Origin of the sequence: Curtobacterium herbarum, from assembly GCF_016907335.1 — a bacterium.
In the GTDB taxonomy this organism is placed as follows: Bacteria; Actinomycetota; Actinomycetes; order Actinomycetales; family Microbacteriaceae; genus Curtobacterium; species Curtobacterium herbarum.
In genome coordinates, this window is record NZ_JAFBBT010000001.1 from 3,423,877 (window position 1) to 3,443,806 (window position 19,930).

A 19,930-nucleotide genomic window follows, 5' to 3' on the forward strand; every position below is an offset into this window, starting at 1 on the left:
ACGATAGCCACCGAGGCCCGGTCCGCCACCCGCCCGGCGCTCATCTGCGTCGGGCTGTGCGTCGCCGGAGCACCCCGGCGAACGGCAGCGCGAGCGTGCCGAGGAGGAGGAGCGCTCCGGCGGTGATCGTCGGGCGGACGAGTTCGGCACCCGTGTACGCGAGTCGACCGGCGGCAGCGCTGCGGACTTCGGCGTGCAACCTGCCAGCGGCGGGCCGGCCGACACTCGTGCCGGTCACCACACCGCCCCCGGTGCCCCCGCCGACGCCCGGCCCGCTGCCTGCCCCGGACCCGGGGCGTTCGGGCAGTGCGGGCAGGACCAGGCGGAGGGCACCCTGTTCGACTCCCCCGACCCGCTGGCGCGCGATGACACTGCCCGCGGGGAGCTCGGCTCGGGGCACGACGAGCTCCCACGCCCGCGCGATGTCGGTCCGGATCGGCGCTCCGGTGTCGTCGGTGATCGCTGTTCCGGCCTGGTCCTCGAGCGTCACCGTCCCGCCGGGCTCGCCGGTGCCGTGCAGGCGCACCCGACCGTCCGGCAGTTCCTCGACGCCGCCGGTGAGGGCGATCGGGATGGTCACCCGGGTCTCGGTGCGTCCGAGTTCGTCGTCGCCGTCCGCGGTGACGACGGTGATCCGGTCGAAGCGGACATCGTCCGGGATCGGCAACGAGGCCTGCCACGCGGTGTCCCGGCCGAGCTCGACGACGAGGGGTGCGCCGTCCTCGTCGGTCACCGGGCCGGCGGCGTCGGCGAAGGTGAGGGTGGTACCGACCGGGGCACGGCCGGCCAGCGTGATGCGCCCGGTCTCGCGCGAGGCCGACGTGCTCTCGACGACCGCGGCGCCGGACACCTGGTAGACGTCGTCGACGCCGCCGTTCTGGGTGCCGTCGAAGTACTGCGCCACCTCGATGTGGTGCGCGCCGAAAGCCAGGTCACGGAGGACGACCTGCCAGGAGCCGTCCCCCGCCACGTCGGTCTCTGCCAGGACGGTGTCGGACTCCCGGACGACGAGGTGCGCGTCCGGGTAGGCGAACCCCTCGAGCGCGATCGACCGGTCGATGCCGTCGATGGTCGCCAGCATGTCGGGCGGCAACAGGATGAGCAGGTCCACCGGGATCTCGAGGACCTGCCCCGAGACCGCCGAGGTGACCCGGATGACGTGCTCACCCCGGCGGACGCGGACCTGCGCCTCCCAGTGCCCGTCGGCGTCGCCCTCCGTCCACACCGGTTCGACGACGTCACCCGCCACCTCGACGCTGGTGCCCCGGTCCACGGTCCCCCGGAGGGTGACGATGCCCGGGCCGTGGGCGATCGAGTGCACGGACGCCGTGAAGTCGGTGGTGATGCCGCCGGCCCCCTCGTGCTGCTCGACGCCGGGCGCCCGCGAAGCGCGCTGCCCCGCTGCGGCCGCCGGCTCAGCGGTGAGCGCGGGCAGTGCGGTGAGCATGCCGAGGGCGAGGACCGCGGCGACCGCGGTCGGGGCCAGGACAGGGTGGTTCGTTCGCATGGTGCTCCTCGTGACGTTCCACACACCATATCTCTCACGCCAGTCGCGAGGAGGCGTTCTCCACAGGAGTTCGACGTGACCCGTCACGCGGGGTCGCCCGCCCGCTACGGTCATCGCATGGGACTTCCGTGGAAGCTGCACGGGGACGGCCGCACCGTCTCCGCTGCGACGATCGTGGCGCCGGACGAGCGCCTCACCTGGCCCCGGACGATCGGGCTCGGGGTGCAGCACGTCGTCGCGATGTTCGGCGCGACGTTCCTGGTGCCGCTCATCACCGGCTTCCCGCCGTCGACGACGCTGCTGTTCAGCGGCATCGGCACGATCCTGTTCCTGCTGCTCACCGGCAACCGGCTGCCGAGCTACCTGGGGTCGTCGTTCGCCTTCCTCGCGCCGATCGGGGCCGCGACGAAGATCGGCGGCATCCCGCTCGCCCTGTCCGGCATCATCGTCGTCGGGGCGCTGCTCGCCGTCGTCGGGCTCATCGTGCACCTCGCCGGTGCCGGGTGGATCGACCGGCTCATGCCGCCGGTGGTCTCGGGCGCGATCGTCGCCCTGATCGGCTTCAACCTGGCCCCGGCCGCGCGTGACAACTTCGTCGCCGCCCCGGTCGTCGCGGTGATCACCCTGGCCGCCATCGTCCTGTGCACCGTCCTGTTCAGGGGGCTGCTCGGTCGGCTGTCGATCGTCGTCGGCGTGGTCGTCGGCTACGTCGCGGCACTGATCGGCGGACAGGTGGAGCTCAGCGCCGTCACGAAGGCGGACTGGGTGGGTCTGCCGACCTTCACCGCACCGGCGTTCGACCCGTCGCAGATGGCGGTGTACCTCGGGTTCCTGCCGGTGGTCCTGGCCCTCGTCGCCGAGAACGTCGGCCACGTCAAGGGCGTCGGGCAGCTCACCGGCCGCGACCTCACCCCGCTGACCGGCCGTGCGCTCTTCGCCGACGGCATCTCGACCGTGTTGGCGGGTGTCGGCGGTGGTTCGGCGACCACGACCTACGGCGAGAACATCGGCGTGATGGCGGCGACGCGGGTGTTCTCCACGGCCGCCTACTGGGTCGCTGCGATCGCCGCGGTGCTGCTCGGGCTCTCCCCGAAGATCGGTGCGGTCATCTCGACCGTCCCGGCCGGGGTCCTCGGCGGTGCGACCACGGCGCTCTACGGACTGATCGGCGTGATCGGCATCCGGATCTGGGTGGAGAACCGGGTCGACTTCGCCAAGCCGAAGAACCAGCTGACGGCGGGCATCGCACTCATCATGGGCATCGCCGACTTCACGTTCCACCTGGGCGGTGCGACGTTCGGCGGCATCATCATCGGCACCATCGCGGCGATCGTCGTCTACCACCTGATGGACCTCATCGGTCGGGCGCGCGGCACCGACCCGGCGACCCCGGCGGCGACCGACGCGGAGCGGGCAGCCACCGGCGGCGTCCCCGTCGAGCCGCGGGTGGACACGGCGAAGCGCGACTGACCGGCCAGACGCGACGGGCCAGACGCGACGGGCCACACGCGACGGCGCAGTTGCGACGGGCCAGGCACGACCGCTCAGAGGAGCCCGACGACCCCGGTGACGAGCTGCACCACGCCGAGCACCGTGAGGACGACGACCAGGGCGACGGAACCGCGCTGCGCGATGAACCGCCTGGTGACCGCGAGGACCGGTTCGGCTCGGCGTCCGAGCGCCGCCGCGACCGCGATCGGCAGCACGGCGGTCGACCCCGCGAGCACCACGTAGGCGGTCCCCGTGACGACCATCGCCGCCACCGAGGGGTCCGCGTCCCCGACCACGAGGCCGGCCGTCAACGACAGCACCAGCGCCTTCGGGTTCGTCACGAACCAGGCCACGCCGACGACGAAGGCCCGCGCCGGTCCGATCGCCGCCATCAGGTCCGACCACCCGGCGCTGCGCGGACGGCCGTCGGGCAGCCGACGCACGGTCCACTGCCACACCGCCAGACCGAGGAGCAGCACGCCGGCGACGACCTCGATCACGGCTCGGACGTCGGTCTTCCCCGCCGCAGGCGTCGGCAGCCGTTCGCCGAGCAGGACGGCGACGACGAGCGCGGCAGCGACGCTGAGCACCCACCCCGCGGCACATGCGGCAGCGGAGGAGTACCCACCCCGGTGGCCGAGCAGGAACACGACCGAGGCGATCACGAGCGGACTCAGTGCGATGCCCACCACGGCGGGGACCAGTGCGACGACGTCCACACCTCGACCGTAGCCATTGGCAGGATGTCCTGGTGCCCCCTGACTCCGAGGACGAGACCGCGACCGACGTCGTGACGGCGACCGATGCCCGTCGCGCACGTCGGTCGGTCGACCGTGACATCGTCCACCTCGCCCTGCCGGCACTCGGAGCCCTCGTCGTCGAGCCGCTGTTCCTGCTCACCGACACCGCGCTCGTCGGACACCTCGGGGCGACGTCACTGGCCGCCGTCGGGGTGGCGAGCGCGGTCCTGCAGACGGTCACGGGCCTCCTGGTCTTCCTCGCCTACGCGACCACGCCGGCCGTCGCACGGGCCCTCGGGTCCGGCGACCGTCGGGGCGCGGTGCGCGCCGGCATCGACGGGATGTGGCTCGCCCTCGGCCTCGGTGTCGTCCTGGCGCTGGTCGGCTGGCCCCTCGCCGGCCCCCTCATCGGCCTCTTCGGCGCCGCTCCGGAGGTGTCCGCGGCCGCGACCTCGTACCTCCTCGTCTCACTGATCGGGCTGCCCGGCATCCTGGTCGTGACCGCGTCGACGGGGCTGCTCCGCGGGCTGCAGGACACCCGGACCCCGCTCGTCGTCGCCACCGTCGGCTTCATCGCGAACGGACTGCTCAACGCACTGCTCATCTACGGTCTGGGCTGGGGTGTCGCGGGGTCCGCCGCGGGGACCGTCGTCGTGCAGTGGGCGATGGCCGCCGTGTACGTCGTGATCGCGATCCGGGCCGCGCGGGCTTCCGGTGCGCCGCTGCGGCCGGGAGCCTCGGGCGTCGTCCGGGCGCTGCGCTCCGGGGCGTGGCTGTTCCTCCGCACCGCGTCACTGCGGATCGCGATGCTCGCCACGATCGCGTCCGCGACCGGGCTCGGCACGATCGGGCTCGCGACGACCCAGATCGGACTGACCGTGTTCAGCACGCTGGCGTTCGCGCTGGACGCGCTGGCGATCGCCGGCCAGGCGCTGGTCGGCCACGCCCTCGGCGCGCGGGACGCGGAGCGGGTGCGGCTGGTGACCGGGAGGCTCGTGGTCCTCGGCATCGCCGGTGGCGTCCTGCTCGGGGCGCTGACACTCGCCGCGAGCGGCGTCCTCGGGTCGGTGTTCTCCGACTCGGGAGCGGTCCGGTCGGCGCTGCCGCTCGTGCTGGTCCTCATCGCCGCCGGACTGCCGGTCGCCGGGTACGTGTTCGTGCTCGACGGCGTGCTCATCGGTGCCGGAGATGCCCGGTACCTGGCCCTCGCCGGTGTCGTGAACCTGGTGGTGTACCTGCCGCTGCTGTGGTGGTTCGGGGACGGCCTGGCCTCGCTCTGGGCGGTCTTCTCGTTCGGCTACATCGGCATCCGCGCGGTCACGCTCGGGGTCCGCGCGCACCGACCGGGGTGGGTCGCCGCGGCGCTCGCCCGCTGACCGTCACTCCGCCCGGAGCGCGTACGCCGAACCGTCGGCCGTCCGCGTCAGGACGCCCGCGTCGACCGCGTCCCGCCGGACCAGCGCCACGTCCGCGACGAGCATCGCCAGCGCCGCGTTGAGCGTGCTCTCCGGCACCCGGCGTGACGGGCCGAGTCGGTCGAAGACGAGTCGGACGACGGCGGTCGACACCTCCTGCCGTGCGCCGGCGTCGAGCGGCAGGTCGGTGATCCGGCCGACGTGCAGGACCGCCCGGTCGGAGCGGAGCAGCTCGACGGCGTCCTTCGCCTGTCCGACCAGTGCCGCGTCCACGGCTCCGTCCGGGTCGACCCAGTCGAAGCGGGCCACTGCCTGCCGGATCCGTTCGTCCCCGGGCTCGTGGGCACGATCGTTCCCCAGCCCCGCCAGGAGCTTCGGGGTCATGACGACCGCGATCACCTGTCGCGCCCGCCCGAGCGCCGCCTGCACGTCCATGTCCGGTCCCCTCCGTCGTCTGGCTCCTGGGCCGGCTGGCTCCTGGGCCGTCTGGCCGCGGGGAACGATACCGACCCGGCCGGGAACCGACCACGGAGCGACCGGGAGGCGCGTCGCCGCCCGGTGCCGCGCCTCCCGGCCGTCCGCTCCCGCGGGTCCGCGGTTCGGGGCGGACGCGCACGACCCGGTCCCGTCCGAACCGCCGGATCCCCCGGTTCGAGCCAGCTTCCGTTGGGCGCAGCCGGACGGAAGCCGCGCGAGCGGAACCGCACGAGCGGAACCGCGCGAGCGGAGCCGCGCGAGCGGAGCCGCGCGAGCGGAGCCGCGCGAGCGGAGCCGCGCGAGCGGAGCCGCGCGAGCGGGCCGACGCAGCCGCGCCTACCGACGGCAGGCGCCGCGCCTCCCGGCCGTCCGCTCCCCGGGGCCGTGGTTCGGGGCGGACGCGCACGACCCGGTCCCGTCCGAACCGCGGGATCCCACGGTTCGAGCCGGCTTCCGTTGGGCGCAGCCCGACGGGGCCGCGCGAGCGGGCCGGCGCGAGCGGGCCGACGCGAGCGGAACCGCGCGAGCGGAGCCGCGCGAGCGGAGCCGCGCGAGCGGGCCGGCGCAGCCGCGGCTACCCCCGCGGCGGCGCCGTCGTGTCGCCGATGCGCAGCTCGGAGCGGAACGACGCCGGCTCCGGCGCCTCCCCCTCGAGCATCGCGAGCGCCGCCCGCGCGGCCGCCTCGCCCTTCGGCACGAACGGCTGCACCAGGGTCGTCAGCTGCCGGATCGGCGAGCGGTGCAGCAGGCTGTCGTCGACGTGGATGCCGTCGAACCCGACGACGCTGACGTCCTCGGGGACGCGGAGTCCGGCCTCGAGTGCGGCGGAGATCACCCCGACAGCGAGCAGGTCGCTCTGCGCGACGACGGCGGTTGGGGCCGCGACACCGGGGGCGAAGAGCGCGGCGCCGGCGATCCGACCCTCCTCGACGGAGCTGCCGGTGGTGACGACGGCCGGTGCGGAGGGGTAGACCTCGCGGACGCCGCGGAGGCGCTCCATCGTGGTGAAGGCGGTGGACGAGCGCTCACGGGCCGCGTCGACGGGTCCACGCTCCCGCGAGCTGTCGAGCGGCAGAGCGACGACGGTGACGGCCCGGTGGCCGAGCTCGCGGAGGTACGCGGCCGCCCGGTGTGAGGCGTCGCGGTTGTCGAGGTGGATGGGGACGGCACCCTCGATGACGTCGGCCTCGATCGCGACGACGGGGATCGCCCGCCGCCGGAGGACCGCGACCGCCGGGTCGATCCGCACGTTGCAGCCGATGAGGATGACGGCGTCCATGGGTGCGTCGACGAGCGGGGCCATGCCGCGTTCGTCGTCGAGCGGGCTGCGGACCAGCAGGAGCGAGACCCCGGCGGCCCCGGCGACCTCGGCGATGCCGTCGAGGGTCAGGACGTTCACCGGGTCGCGGAAGGCGTCGCTCAGCCGGTCGTCGAGGACGACGCCGATGACCCCGGATCGGCCGCGGCGCAGGGAGCGGGCGCGGGGGTCCGGACCGTCGTAGCCGAGTTCGGCGGCGACGGCGAGGATGCGCTGGCGGGTGTCCTCGGACACCGGGCCGCTGCCGCTGAAGGCCAGGGACGCGGTCGACGGCGCGACGCCGGCAGCACGGGCGACCGCGGCCAGTGTGGGGCGCGACGGACGTGCAGCGCCGTCGCGGGAGGGCTTCGTCCGCGACGCGCCGGGTCCTGTTGCCGGTTCGTCCATCGCCCGTTAGCGTAGCCGCAACCAGTGGTCGAATCGATTCGACAGCCGGAAGTCCAGCCGAGGGCGGACGACCAGCACCGACCCGCACCAGAACGCGCAGCACCGAGCGCGCAGCAGCACGATGGGAACCACCATGTCGACGCCGTCCACCCGCACCGTCCCGACCACGAAGGCCTGGATCATCGCGGTGTTCGTGGTGTTCACCCTGTCCGGGCTCGACATCGCGACGTGGCTGGGTCGGATCCCGAGCGTCCGCGACTCCCTCGGGGCGACGACGCTCGAGATGGGTGTGCTCGTGCTCGGCATGGCGGTCGGCTCGATCGGCGGTCTCACGTTCGCCGGGCACATCGTCGCGAAGCTCGGTGCGCGTCGGGGCGTGCAGGTGGCTGCGGCGTGCCTGGCGATCGGCATGGTCTTCGCCGGGGTCGCGGTCACGCTCGAGTGGGGCTTCGCCGCCATCTGGATCGCGCTCATCGCGTTCGGCTTCGGCAACGGCCTGTGCGACGTGTCGATGAACGTCTCCGGCGCCGCCGCCGAGAAGGCCGGCGGGCGCACGATCATGCCGCTGTTCCACGCCGCGTTCAGCCTCGGCACGCTCGCGGGCGCGGGCCTCGGTGCGCTGGCCGAGAAGCTCGAGATCCCGGTGTCGTGGCACTTCATCGTGCTCGTCGTCATCACGAGCGCCGCCATGCTCGTCACCGTCACGAAGTTCCAGGACGAGCACCGCTTCGAGCAGCCGGTGTCGACCGACACCAGCCCGGTCGCGACCCCGCTCACCCGCTGGCAGGTCTGGGCACAGCCCTCGACGCTGCTCATCGGCGTGATCGTGCTCGGCATGGCGCTGGCCGAGGGGTCCGCGAACGACTGGCTGCCCCTCGCGATGATCGACGGACACGGGCTCGACAACGCCGGCGGTGCTGCCGTGCTGACGGTGTTCCTCGCCGCGATGACCGTCGGCCGCGTCGCCGGCAGCCCGCTGATCGACAGGTTCGGCCGCGTGCCGATCCTGCGCATCAGCGCCGCCGTCGCGGTGGTCGGCCTCGGCATGCTCATCGTCATCGACAACGTGCCGCTCGCGATCGTCGGCGTCGTGCTCTGGGGCCTCGGTGCCAGCCTCGGCTTCCCGATGGGCATGTCCGCCGCGGCCGACGACCCCCGCACCGCGGCCGCCAAGGTCAGCGCCGTCGCGACGATCGGCTACGTGGCGTTCCTGGCCGGGCCACCGCTGATCGGGTTCCTCGGCGAGGAGGTCGGCCTGCTCGGTGCGCTGCTGATCGTCTTCGTGTTCATCATCGCGGCCGGCCTGGCCTCGGGTGCGGCTCGCGAGACCGGCGCCGCCGCCCGGCCCGCCCGTGGAACCGACGAGACGAGCGGGACCACGACGCGCGAGACCGAGCAGGCCAGCAACAGGAACTGACTCAGCCGCCGTCCCCGGCACGCGCCCGCGTCGCCAGGTGCAGGGCGAGCCGGGTCTCGGGGTCGGACAGGTCCACCCCGAGCAGCCGCTCCACCCGCGCGATGCGGTCGGACACCGTGTTCCGGTGGACCCCGAGCACCGCTGCGGTCTCGGCGATCGACGACTCCGCGTCGAGGTAGGCGGCGAGCGTCGTCAGGAGCGCACCGCCGCCGCGCTCGAGCGGGGCGAGCAACTGCCGGGACGCCGGCAGGAACGTGTCCGTCTGCGTCCACGCGAGCAGCAGCTGCGCGAGCCCGAGCCGGTCGACGTGCACGAAGTGCCCGGACTCCGGACGGCTGGCGGCCAGGCGGGCGGCGTCCCCGGCCTCGCCGAGCGTCCGGACCAGGCCGGCAGGGCCCGCCTGCAGACTGCCGACGCCCACGTTGGTCTCCACGGTGGTGCGGAGCGTGTTCTGCGCGCGCCGCAGCCGACCCGCGATGTCGGCCACTGCCTCCCGGCCGGGTTCGTCGGGTTCCGACAGCCACAGCACCCAGCCGTCCGCCTGTTCGACGACGACCGCGTCGAGTCCCTCGGCGCGCACCGCGGCGTCGACCTGCTGGCGGAGCGCGACCAGGTCGACGCCCTGCCGCGCCACCACGCGCGCGCCGACGTGCCAGGCGTCCAGCCGCCACCCGGCGGCGATGGTCCGCTGCACGAGCTGCGGGGCGGGCACCCCGTCGGCCGCGCGGAGTTCGTCGAGCATCGCCATCCGGTAGCGGGCGTCGCGCTCGTCGTCGAGCCGGGTGAGCAGCAGCCGGTGCCCGACGGCGACGGCGGCGACCTGCAGGGCACTCGCGACCACCTGCTGTTCGGCGGCGATCGGGACGGACAGGCCGACGGCCAGCCAGGCGCGCGGTCCGATGCCGGTGCCGACCGGGATCGCCACGAGCGTCTCGTCGACGCCCTCGGCGGTCAGCACGTCGCTCGTGCCGGCACGGCGGACGAGCACGGCGCGGGCCGCGTCGTCGACCGCGGCTCCGCGGAGTGCCAGGCCCGAGGCGTCGAGGAACCGCACCGGGTGGCCGAGCGACCGGTCGAGCCGGGCGAACAGGTCGTCGAGTTCGGGGCCGGCGTCGAGCGCGACGCGGGAGGCGTCGAGAGCGGCCCGGGCTGCCGGACCCATCCCGGTGCCGATGAGTTCGTGCAGGCGGACCGAGGTCGCCCACGGGTCCGGGGTGGCGAGCACGGCGACGCCGAGCCGGTCGGCGAGCGTCGTGGTGCCGGGGCCGAGTTCCAGTGCCCCGTCGACGACGAGCAGGGTGGTGCCGGCCGCGGACGCCCGGCGCAGCAGCACGTCGAAGCGTGCGTCCGCGCGGTCGACCGGGGTGAGCAGCACGACGACGTCGTCGCCCGGCGCCAGGGACCGGCCGACCTGGTCGGGGGTCCCCACCACACCGCGGACGCTCCGGACCGCGGTGCTGCCGGGGCCGACGAGCAGGCGGGTGCCGGACGGCAGGAGCGGGAGCAGGTCGCCGACGGCGTTCACGCGACGACCTCGCCCGCGGCCTCCGCCGCGGCCTCGGCCTCGGGCACGGCCTCGGGCACGACGTCCGCGTCGATGCCGAACGCCCGCGGTCCCGTGCGCGCGGTGCGGTCGGGGTCCGCCCACCACCACGGCGCCGACGGCAGCACGAGCACCGCGAGTTCGTTGCCGACCCGCGTGCGGTCGGTCGCCACCGGCGCGAGCGAGCGCGCGTCGACGACGGTGATGACGCTCGGGGTGCTGGCGACCGGCAGACCGTCGACCAGGCAGTGCACGTACTCGCTGCCCGCCTCGACCCGGGTGACCGCGCCGGTGCCGGCGTCGCGGATGGCCAGGCTGCTGCGGACGAACGCGAGCGCGTCCCCCTCGCGCTGCACGTCGATGACCCGGCCCTGGGCGACGACCCGGCCGCCGATCAGTGCGGCGAGTTCCGCGGCGTCGCGTGCGCCGCCCGCGGCGCGTCCGATCCGGAGCGCGCGCCGCACGCTGCCGACGACGGCCCGCTCGCGCAGCAGCGCGACCGGGACCGGGCCGATCGCGAAGGCCGCCCAGCCGCCGCTGTGCGAGACGGCCTCGCGCCAGACCGTCTCGACGTCGTGCGGGTGCCGGGCGTCGACGACGATCCGCAGGCCGCTCGTGGTGGTGGCCGCGGCCGTGACCGTCGTGGTCGGGCCGACGAAGATCGACAGCTGGTCGATGCGCGGGACCGCGCGGCCGACCAGGTCCGCGTCGACGAGCGGCAGTCCGGCGGCGTGTGCGGTGAGGGCCGCGGCCGGTCCGGTCACGCCGCCGATCTGCGCGGCGACGACGGCGTCGGCCCGGGTGCCCGTCCAGCGTTCGACCGCGGCCAGGGCGGCCGGCAGCTCCTCACCGCTCGGCATCTTCTCCTCGAGCACGGTGGTCGACCCGATCAGCCCGACGGCCACCACCGAGCCGAGCGCGGGGTCGTCGAGGTCGACGACCGGCACGCTGCGGTCACCGAGCGCGACGCGGAGCGCGCTGACCATGTGGTCGACGCGGCCGCCACCGCCGCAGCCGAGCAGGGCGGTGCCGCGTCCGAAGACGACCGCATCGTCGGCCTGGAGGCCCGCCACACCGCCGCCCCGCCGCTCACCCTGGTCCATGGGTCCATTCTGCTGCCGTGGTCGCGTCTCGGGGCCGGATCCCGGGGCCGGGGGTCGGGGCCGGGGGTCGGGTGCACGGGCCGGGCGCCGGGGTCGGCGCCCGGTCGTCGGTCAGCCGACCGCCGGCGCGGCCGGGCGGACGTGCTCGTGCAGGTCCTCGACCGGGACGAACGGTTCGTCGAGCCCGAAGCACGACGGCCCGAACACGGCGAGCGCCTCCGGGGTCCGCATCAGGTCGGGCGTCGAGATGCCGATCACCCGGACGCGCTGGCCGAAGCGCAGGCGCTCGGTGGTGATCGGCTCGGCGGTCTCGGCGTCGAGGACGCAGATCAGGTCGGGTACGACGGCGACGAGTTGCCCGTCACGCCGGGCGACGAGGTTCTCGTTCTGGAACCGGAGTTCGAGCGCGGAGCCGTCGGTCCCCTGCACGGTGGCGCGACCGCGGGCGAACCCGTCGACCGTGCGGCGCTCGACGTCGACGACCTTGCCGTCGAACAGCTCGCGCAGGTGCGTGTAGATCGTCGTGCCGAGGGCCTCGGCGAGCGCGTCGATCGGGTCGCGGTGGGCTTCGCGGGCGACCCGGATGGCCCGACCGACGGCGAGCGCCAGGGACAGCGTGCGCGGGACGGCGGTCTCCCGCACCTGACGGCCGGACATGGCGTACTCGGCGATGTAGGCGACACCGCCGAGCCGGATGGTGACCCCGCGGGCGAGCCACTCCATCTTCTCGTTGTCGGTGCCGGTCTCGATGATCACGCCGTGACCGTTCTCGTCGCTGATCGCCAGTGGACTGCCCGGGACGCCGTAGACCGAGAACGTCTCCATCTGCAGCTCGGGGAACGCGCGGCCCATGCCGTCCGCGTCGACGACGGGCAGGCCGCCGGTGGCGCCGACGAGCAGCGGGATCATCGAGTTGATGCCGCCGCACTCGATGGGCATCGTCGCGGTCGCCGTCCGGCCCAGGTGGGCTTCGAGCCGACGGAGGGCGCCGAGGGGTTCCGGGCCGGCGGGGATGCGTTCGAGCACCACGGTCGGTGCGCCCATCTGCGCGGTGGGGATGACGAGGGCGTCGTCGGGCACCTCGGACGGGTCGAGGATCGTGACGGGGCCGTGCTGTTCGATCGCGGCTCGGACCAGGAGCATCCCGATGGTGGGGTCGCCTCCGCCACCGGTGCCGAGCAGCGCGGCGCCGCGGGCCAGGTCGGGCAGGTCGTCGACGTCGAGGATCCAGCTCATCGGTGCGCTCCCGTGTTCGTCTCGCCCGCACTCGTGGTGCCGTCGTGGCGGACCGCGGGGGTGTCGTAGCCGAAGTACCGCGGGCCGGCCAGGCGCAGGCCGTCCGGGGAGTGCCAGCGCTCGTCGGCCGGTGCGGTGACGATCCGGATGCGGGCGCCGAAGCGCAGGGCCTCGGTGGTGATCGGCTCGCCGGTCTCGGCGTCCAACGTGATGACGAGGTCGGGAGTCGTGGTGCGGACCTGGCCGGCCACCTCGACCAGCAGGTGCTCGTTCTGGAACCGGAGCACCGCCTCCAGGCCGGTGTCGCCGCCGGAACCGGCGATGCGGGCCGTGCCACGGGCGAACCCGGTGACGGTCTTGCGCTCGATGTCGGCGACCTTGCCCTCGAACACGACCGTGCCGCCGAGCACCTCGGTGACCGCCGTGACGGGGTCGGTGTTCTCGCTGCGTGCGCGGACCAGCGTCTCGCCGAGCCGGACGCTCAGCGACAGGCTGCCGCGGACGAACGACTCCTTCACCTGCGCGCCGGACATGGCGTACTGCGCCGTGATCGCGGAGCAGCCCATCTCGACCGTCGCCGTGCGGGCGAGCCGTTCCGCCCACCGGTTGTCGACCGTGTCGAAGACGGCGGTGTTGCCCTTTTCGTCGGCCAGGGCCATCGGTGTCGCGCTGACCCCGGACAGGGTCGGCAGCACCATCTGCACCTCGGGGAAGGCGCGGCCCATGCCGTCGCCGTCGACCAGGGGCAGGCCGAGCTCGGCCGCGGCGACGATCGGTGTCGTCGAGTTCACGCCGCCGACCTCGATGCAGGCCAGGTGGGTGGGGGTGACGCCGAGGAACGCCGACAGGCTGCGGATGGCCTCGGCGAACTGGCCGGCCGACGGCAGCTTCTCGACCATCACGGTGGGGGCGCCGATCATCGCGACCGAGAGCACCACGGCGTCGTCGGGCAGGTCCTCGACCTGGACGATCTCGACCGGGCCGTGGGCGCGGACGGCGGCCTCGGCGAGCAGGCGTCCGATGTAGGGGTCACCGCCGCCGCCGGTGCCGAGGATCGCGGCGCCGCGGGCGAGGGCGGAGCAGTCGGCGCCGATGGCGGCGAGGAGGGGCGCGGCGGCGGCGTGCGCGGCGGCGCGGGGCCCTGCTTGGGCGGCGGCGGCGCGGGGCGCGGCCTGCGTGGCGCTCATCGGACCAGCGCCCCGAGTGCCAGGTCGCCGAGTGCCAGGTCGCCGACGGCCTTGGCGCGGATCCGCGTCGCGTTGCCCGGCAGGTACGGGATCGGGACCTCGTCGAAGTCGACGATGTCCACCGAGCCGGGGTCGGCGCCGGCCGCGATCGCTCGGTCGACCGCCTCTTGCCGGGCCTCGTCGACCACGGCGGACCGGCGGCCGTCGCTGATCGCGTAGACCTTGTCGACCTCACCGCTGACCTGCGCGATCGCCGCACCGATGGCGTTGGCGACCGAGTAGTGCTCCGGGCGGTGCACGGTGCCGAGTCCGGGCAGGGTGTCCGGCAGCAGCACCGAGCCGCCGCCGACCGCCACGACGGGCAGCGGGTCGGACGAGGTGCGCATCCGCTCGACGATGTCGGCGACGCGCTCCGCGATGACGTCGAGCGCGCGGGCGGCGACCTCGGCCGGTACCCCTGCGACGAGCGACGGGTCCCCGATCGCACCACGACCACCGCGGACGGCCACGTCGGTGGCGGTCAGGGTGGTGCCACCGAAGACCAGGCCCTCCTCGGTCAGGCGGTACCCGACGGAGTCCGGCCCGACGACGCTGCCGTCCTCGCGGATGCGGGAGCCGCCGCCGATGCCGACGGACAGGACGTCGGGCATCCGGAAGTTCGTGCGGATGCCGGCGACGGCGACCTCGCCCGTGGCCTCACGGGGGAAGCCCGCGGTCAGGACGCCGACGTCGCTCGTCGTGCCGCCGACGTCGACGACGGCGCAGGTGTCGAAGCCGGACAGCACCGCTGCGCCACGCATCGAGTTCGTCGGGCCCGAGGCGAACGTCGCGACCGGGTAGCGACGGGCGTACTCGACGTCCATCAGGGTGCCGTCGTTCTGGCTCAGGAAGAGCGGTGCGTCGATGCCGCTGCCCGTGACGGACCCGGACAGGCCGTCGACGATGCGGTCGGCGAGCTCGCGGAGTGCCGCGTTGATGATCGTCGCGTTCTCGCGCTCGAGCAGCCCGATGCGACCGATCTCGGACGACAGCGAGAACGCCACGTCCGGCCCGAGCTCGGCGGCCATGATCTCCTGCGCGCGCTGCTCGAACTCGTCGTTGATCGGGGAGAACACCGACGAGATGGCGACGGAACGGATGCCCGCGGCCGCGATGGCACCGGCGTGCCGCTTGAGTTCCTCGGGGTCGAGCTCCGAGATGACGCGGCCGTCGAACTCGTGCCCGCCGTGGGCCAGGAACGGTTGCGCGTGCACGGCCGACACCAGGTGCGCGGGCCAGTCTGTGAACGGTGGCAGCGACGCCGTCGCCGGCAGACCCAGGCGGACGGCGGCGGTGGGGGCGAGGCCGCGTGCCTCGACCAGGGCGTTGATGAAGTGGGTGGTGCCGATCATCACGCCGTCGATGTCCGTGGGGCCGAAGGCGTGCTGCTCGCGCAGGCCGTCGAGCGCGGCGACGATGCCCGAGGTGACGTCGGGGGTGGTGGACCGCTTGACCGCCGCACGGACGGTGCTGCCGTCCATCAGGACGGCGTCCGTGTTGGTGCCGCCGACGTCGATGCCGATGCGCATGGGGGTTCCCTTCGGTGGTGCGGGTGGTTCGTGCGGTGCTTCGGTGGGGCGGGGGTCAGGCGGACGGCTCGGCGGCTGCGGCGGCCGGGGCGGTTGCGGGGGTGCCCTGCTCGGTCGCTGCCGTGTGGGCCACGGCCGCCGGTGCCGCCTCGGTCCGACTGACACCGACGCCGCGGATCAGCCCGACCTTGCCGGCGACCACGTAGAGCACGAAGGCGATGACCACGGAGTTGATCGACGGGATCCCGACGGCGACGAAGTACCCGCAGAGCGAGGCGATCGCCCAGATGACCAGGGTCGCCGGCACCCAGGTGGGCGAGGTCGCCGGGATGGACTCGGCGTCGCTCAGCTCGCGGCGCCAGCGCTTCACGACGAAGTACTCCGCCACCATGATCCCGGCGATGGGCGGGAAGACGACCCCGAGCACGGACAGGAACGGTGTGAGGGCCCCGAGGAACCCGACCGCGGCGAGCAACGACCCGACGACGCCCATCACGAGCGTCACGAGCCCGCGGTTCACCTGCTTGCCGAACACCGCGTCGATGAAGTTCGTGACGCCGAGGCTCGAGCTGTAGATGTTCCAGTCGTTGATCTTGAACGTGCCGAGCAGGATCACGAGGATGCCGACCCAGCCGACGCTCGACGTGATCACGCGGGTGATGTCCGCGGAGCCGACGGCGTGTGCGAGCAGGACCCCGGCCAGGCCGATGACGTACTCGCCGAGCGTCACGCCGAGCAGCGTCTGCTTCACGACGTCACCGACCGACCGGTTGAAGCGCGTCATGTCGGGCGTGATCACCGCACCGACGATGAACCCGCCGGCCACCAGGGTGGTCCCCGCCACGAAGCTCAGCTGCGGACCGGCCGGAGCACGCGCGGCGAGCTCGGCGATCGAGTGCCGGCTCAGCTCGACGACGACCGCCCAGCCGACGAGCACCAGGAACAGCGGCACGGTCACGTTCGCCAGCCACTGCATCGAGTGGAACCCGCGCAGGACGATCGCGGTGACGAGCAGCCCGAACACGAGCGACCACGCCCAGGCGGGCAGGATCGGCAGGATCGAGACGAGGCCGGCCGCCGAGACGCCCGACTGGATGCCGAACCAGCCGATCAGGCTCAGTCCGATCGCCAGCCCGACCAGCGCCGAACCGGCCTTGCCGAACCCGGTCCAGCGGGCGATGACCGAGGTGTTCAGGCCCTCCTTGACGCCGATGACCCCGACGAGCACCGAGACGATCTCCAGGATCACGGCACCGAGGGTGATCGCCCAGAAGGCGTCCCAGAAGCGCATGCCGAAGCCGAGCGTCGCACCGAGCAGGAACTGGGACAGCGCCGAGATCTGCCCGAAGCGCTGCACGGCGACCTGGAACCAGCCGTAGCGCGCGGACATCGGGACTCGGCTGAGCGAGTAGTCGTCGACGGCGACCGACTCGGAACGGGGGGTTCGTGGTGCTGACACTGCGGTCTCGCTGGCCATCGTGGCTCCTCGGTGCGGGGTGTCGGCGTGGGCCGATCGGGGTGGGAGCCACGGTAGGACGGCTTCGGATCGTGGAACATGTGCAGAACGTCGTTACAGGCGTGTGAATCCGTGCGTGCTGCACAGGCCGCGTCGAGCCCTCCGCCCGGTTAGGCTTCCGGGGTGCGTCTCGTCATCGCCCGCTGCTCCGTCGACTACGCCGGTCGCCTGTCGGCCCACCTCCCCCTCGCGAACCGCCTGCTCATGCTGAAGGCGGACGGCTCGCTGCTCGTCCACTCCGACGGCGGCAGCTACAAGCCGCTGAACTGGATGAGCCCGCCGTGCTCGATCGCGATGGCCGAGCCGGACGAGGACCAGGCCGCCGCCGGCATCACCCAGGTGTGGACGGTGACCCAGAAGAAGACGCAGGACCGCCTGATCGTCAGCATCCACGAGGTGTTCGCCGACGAGTCGCACGACCTGGGCGTCGACCCGGGCCTGGTGAAGGACGGGGTCGAGGCGCACCTGCAGCAGCTCCTCGCCGAGCAGATCGAACTCCTGGGCGACGGGCACACGCTGGTCCGCCGCGAGTACATGACCGCCATCGGGCCGGTCGACATCCTGGCGCGTGACGACGCCGGTGCGAGCGTCGCGGTCGAGATGAAGCGCAACGCCAACATCGACGCCGTCGAGCAGCTCACCCGCTACCTCGAGCTGATGAACCGGGACCCGCACCTGCGTCCGGTGCAGGGCGTGCTGGCGGCGCAGTCGTTCGCCCCGCAGGCGCGCACCCTCGCCGAGGACCGCGGGATCCGCTGCCTGGTCCTCGACTACGACGAGATGCGCGGCATCGAGGGCGGGCACGCCCGCCTGTTCTGACGGGAGGCCCGTCCCGGCCCCGCCCCGCGCCTCCGGCCCCGTCCCGTCCACCTGGCCCCGGACCGACCGCCAGGCACGTCGCGGCTAGGCTGGACAGGTCATGACCAACAGCCCGGAGCGTCCCTTCACCACCGTCCTGTTCGACCTCGACGGCACCATCAGCGACTCGGCTCCGGGCATCCTCGAGAGCCTGACGCACACGTTCCAGCAGGTCGGCGTCCCGGTACCGGACCAGGCCACGCTGATGTCGTTCGTCGGGCCGCCGATCCTCGACACCTTCCGCATCGCGATGGGCATGGACGACGAGCTCACCGAGCGCACCCTGGCCGTGTACCGCGAGCACTACCTGTCGCACGGGGCCCTCGACAGCCTGATGTACCCGGGGATCGACGTCGTCCTGCACACCCTGCACGAGGCCGGCGTGCCGATCTCGACCGCGACGAGCAAGCCCGAGACCCCGGCAACGTACATCCTCGAGCACTACGGCCTGACCGGGGACATCGACATCATCACCGGTGCGAGCGACGACGAGGTCCGCTCCGCCAAGGCCGACGTCGTCGAGGAGGCCCTGCGTCGCCTGCGCGCCCGGGGGTTCGACGTGTCCCACCCGGTGCTCGTCGGCGACCGGCTGCACGACGTCGAGGGTGCCGCGGCCCACGGCGTCCCGACGATCTTCGCGGAGTGGGGCTACGGCTCCCCCGCCGAGGCGCAGGGCACCATCGCGCAGGCGGCGACCCCGCTCGACCTGCTGCCGATCCTGCTGCCGTCCGCATGACCACCGGCATGGTCCGGTCCGGCCTGCGCGGCGCCGCCTGGCTGCTGCCGGCCGCGATCGTCCTGGTCGCGCTGAACTTCCGTGGGCCGATCGTCGCCCCGGCGCCGGTGATCGGGGACGTCCGCGCCGACCTCGGCATGACCGCGACGGTCGCCGGGCTCCTCACCACGATCCCGGTGCTCTGCTTCGCCCTCGCGACGCCGTTCGCCAGCTGGGTGATCGCCCGCTTCACCGCGGAGCGTGCGGTGTCGCTGTCGCTCGTCATCGTGCTGGTGGGGACCGTCGTCCGGTCGATCCCGCACGAGGCCGCCCTGCTCATCGGCACCGCGGTGATCGGCATCGGCATCACGATCGGCAACGTGGTGGTCCCGGTCGTGATCCGCCGCGACACCTCGCCGGAGCGGGTCGGCCTGGTCACCGGTGTCTACACGTCGGCGCTCAACGTCGGGTCGATGATCACTTCGCTCGGCACCGCGCCGATCGCGGCCGCGTGGGGCTGGCCCGTCGCGATCGCGGTGTGGGGCGTCCTGGCGCTCATCGCCGCGGCCGCGTGGACCTACACGGTCGGAGCCGGCCCGGCCTGGCGCGGCACCGACCACGACTCGGAGCCGCTGCCCGTCACCGGGCCGATCGACCAGGTGCTCGACACCGGGTCGGTGCGGACCGTCGCACCGCGCGGGGACGCCGCCGTCGTCGAGACCCTGCCGCACCCCGCCAAGCGCTGGGTGACCTGGGGACTCATGCTCGCGTTCGGCGGGCAGGCGTTCTCGTACTACGCGCTCACCGCGTGGATCCCGACGCTGCTGCACGACGAGATCGGCTTCGACACGGCGTCCTCGGGTGCGAGCTCGTCGGTGTTCCAGATCCTCGCGGTCGTCGGGGCGCTCGGGGTCCCCGTGCTCGCCAGCCGGTTCCGGCCGCGGGCCATCATCGTCCTGGTCGCGTTCTTCTGGCTGGCGATGCCACTCGGGCTCCTGGCCGCCCCGCAGCTCTGGCTGCTGTGGTCCGTGCTCGGCGGCGCAGCCCAGGGTGGCGGCATCACGATCATCTTCATCGTCATCGTCCGGCTGGTGTCGAACGACGACGACGCCCGTCGGATGTCCGCGTTCGTGCAGGGTGGCGGGTACCTGCTCGGGTCCGCCGGGCCCCTCGTCGCGGGCGCGTTGCACGGGGCCACCAGCGGGTGGACGGCGCCGCTGCTCACCGTCCTGGTCGCGGTGCTGCTGCTCGGCGTCGTCGGGTCGGTGTCGGCGCGCAAGGTCGGCTGACCAGGCTGACCAGGCTGACCAGGCTGACCAGGCCGACCAGGCCGACCAGGAGATCTGCCTGACCTGGCTGGGAGATCCGGCGCGCCGCTCGGTGTCCGCTGGGTGTCGTCTCAGCGTCCGCCGACGATCAGCAGCGCTCTGGCGGCCCCACTGCGGCTGATCC

General features: G+C 73.6%; 16 protein-coding genes. 6 read left to right on the forward strand and 10 right to left on the reverse strand.

What is annotated here, in order from left to right:
• Positions 1 to 40 precede the first annotated feature (40 nt).
• Positions 41 to 1,507, reverse strand: a complete 1,467-nt coding sequence (locus JOD51_RS16360) for a hypothetical protein (RefSeq protein WP_204610448.1) — start codon at positions 1,505 to 1,507, stop codon at positions 41 to 43.
• Between the two features lie 117 nt (positions 1,508 to 1,624).
• On the opposite strand from JOD51_RS16360, the gene JOD51_RS16365 reads away from it, so the two are divergent.
• Positions 1,625 to 2,977: a uracil-xanthine permease family protein gene (locus JOD51_RS16365; protein ID WP_204610450.1), complete on the forward strand. Its 1,353-nt coding sequence runs from the start codon at positions 1,625 to 1,627 to the stop codon at positions 2,975 to 2,977.
• Between the two features lie 74 nt (positions 2,978 to 3,051).
• Here the strand turns inward: JOD51_RS16365 and JOD51_RS16370 are convergent, their stop codons facing one another.
• Positions 3,052 to 3,717, reverse strand: coding sequence for a GAP family protein (locus JOD51_RS16370; protein ID WP_204610452.1), 666 nt, complete (start codon positions 3,715 to 3,717; stop codon positions 3,052 to 3,054).
• A 71-nt stretch (positions 3,718 to 3,788) separates the two neighbouring features.
• On the opposite strand from JOD51_RS16370, the gene JOD51_RS16375 reads away from it, so the two are divergent.
• Entirely contained in the window at positions 3,789 to 5,114 is a 1,326-nt protein-coding gene (locus JOD51_RS16375; protein ID WP_372378328.1) for an MATE family efflux transporter, read from the forward strand.
• Between the two features lie 3 nt (positions 5,115 to 5,117).
• On the opposite strand, the gene JOD51_RS16380 is transcribed toward JOD51_RS16375, so the two are convergent.
• Entirely contained in the window at positions 5,118 to 5,588 is a 471-nt protein-coding gene (locus JOD51_RS16380; RefSeq protein WP_204610454.1) for a DUF2087 domain-containing protein, read from the reverse strand.
• Between the two features lie 616 nt (positions 5,589 to 6,204).
• Positions 6,205 to 7,335 (reverse strand): LacI family DNA-binding transcriptional regulator, encoded by a 1,131-nt coding sequence (locus tag JOD51_RS16385; protein WP_204610456.1) that lies wholly within the window; start codon positions 7,333 to 7,335, stop codon positions 6,205 to 6,207.
• Positions 7,336 to 7,456: 121 nt separating this feature from the next.
• On the opposite strand from JOD51_RS16385, the gene JOD51_RS16390 reads away from it, so the two are divergent.
• Positions 7,457 to 8,752, forward strand: coding sequence for an MFS transporter (locus tag JOD51_RS16390; protein ID WP_239539904.1), 1,296 nt, complete (start codon positions 7,457 to 7,459; stop codon positions 8,750 to 8,752).
• 1 nt (position 8,753) lies between these two features.
• Here the strand turns inward: JOD51_RS16390 and JOD51_RS17635 are convergent, their stop codons facing one another.
• The 6 genes from JOD51_RS17635 to JOD51_RS16420 form a co-directional block, all read right to left on the reverse strand.
• Positions 8,754 to 10,277 (reverse strand): helix-turn-helix domain-containing protein, encoded by a 1,524-nt coding sequence (locus JOD51_RS17635; RefSeq protein WP_204610458.1) that lies wholly within the window; start codon positions 10,275 to 10,277, stop codon positions 8,754 to 8,756.
• On the reverse strand, positions 10,274 to 11,398 hold the full coding sequence (locus JOD51_RS16400) for a DUF917 domain-containing protein (protein ID WP_204610460.1): 1,125 nt from the start codon (positions 11,396 to 11,398) through the stop codon (positions 10,274 to 10,276). Before JOD51_RS16400 ends, JOD51_RS17635 begins: the two co-directional genes overlap by 4 nt.
• Positions 11,399 to 11,509: 111 nt before the next feature.
• Complete coding sequence (locus JOD51_RS16405) at positions 11,510 to 12,634, reverse strand: S-methyl thiohydantoin desulfurase family protein (protein WP_204610462.1); 1,125 nt, start codon at positions 12,632 to 12,634, stop codon at positions 11,510 to 11,512.
• Entirely contained in the window at positions 12,631 to 13,821 is a 1,191-nt protein-coding gene (locus tag JOD51_RS16410; RefSeq protein ID WP_239539905.1) for an S-methyl thiohydantoin desulfurase family protein, read from the reverse strand. The genes JOD51_RS16405 and JOD51_RS16410 overlap by 4 nt, the downstream gene beginning before the upstream one ends.
• The gene (locus JOD51_RS16415; protein ID WP_204610464.1) at positions 13,818 to 15,389 is read right to left on the reverse strand and encodes a hydantoinase/oxoprolinase N-terminal domain-containing protein; all 1,572 of its coding nucleotides are present in this window, start codon (positions 15,387 to 15,389) and stop codon (positions 13,818 to 13,820) included. The genes JOD51_RS16410 and JOD51_RS16415 overlap by 4 nt, the downstream gene beginning before the upstream one ends.
• Positions 15,390 to 15,444: 55 nt before the next feature.
• Positions 15,445 to 16,866: a purine-cytosine permease family protein gene (locus JOD51_RS16420; RefSeq protein ID WP_204610466.1), complete on the reverse strand. Its 1,422-nt coding sequence runs from the start codon at positions 16,864 to 16,866 to the stop codon at positions 15,445 to 15,447.
• Positions 16,867 to 17,028: 162 nt separating this feature from the next.
• Here JOD51_RS16420 and nucS point away from each other — a divergent pair, with 162 nt between their 5' ends.
• The 3 genes from nucS (at position 17,029) to JOD51_RS16435 (ending at position 19,767) form a co-directional block, all read left to right on the forward strand.
• Positions 17,029 to 17,724 (forward strand): endonuclease NucS, encoded by a 696-nt coding sequence (gene nucS / locus JOD51_RS16425; protein WP_204610468.1) that lies wholly within the window; start codon positions 17,029 to 17,031, stop codon positions 17,722 to 17,724.
• Positions 17,725 to 17,824: 100 nt separating this feature from the next.
• A complete protein-coding gene (locus JOD51_RS16430; RefSeq protein ID WP_204610474.1) occupies positions 17,825 to 18,499 on the forward strand; it encodes an HAD hydrolase-like protein in 675 nt (224 codons plus the stop codon).
• Positions 18,496 to 19,767 (forward strand): MFS transporter, encoded by a 1,272-nt coding sequence (locus JOD51_RS16435; protein ID WP_204610476.1) that lies wholly within the window; start codon positions 18,496 to 18,498, stop codon positions 19,765 to 19,767. The genes JOD51_RS16430 and JOD51_RS16435 overlap by 4 nt, the downstream gene beginning before the upstream one ends.
• The last annotated feature ends 163 nt before the right edge of the window (positions 19,768 to 19,930 follow it).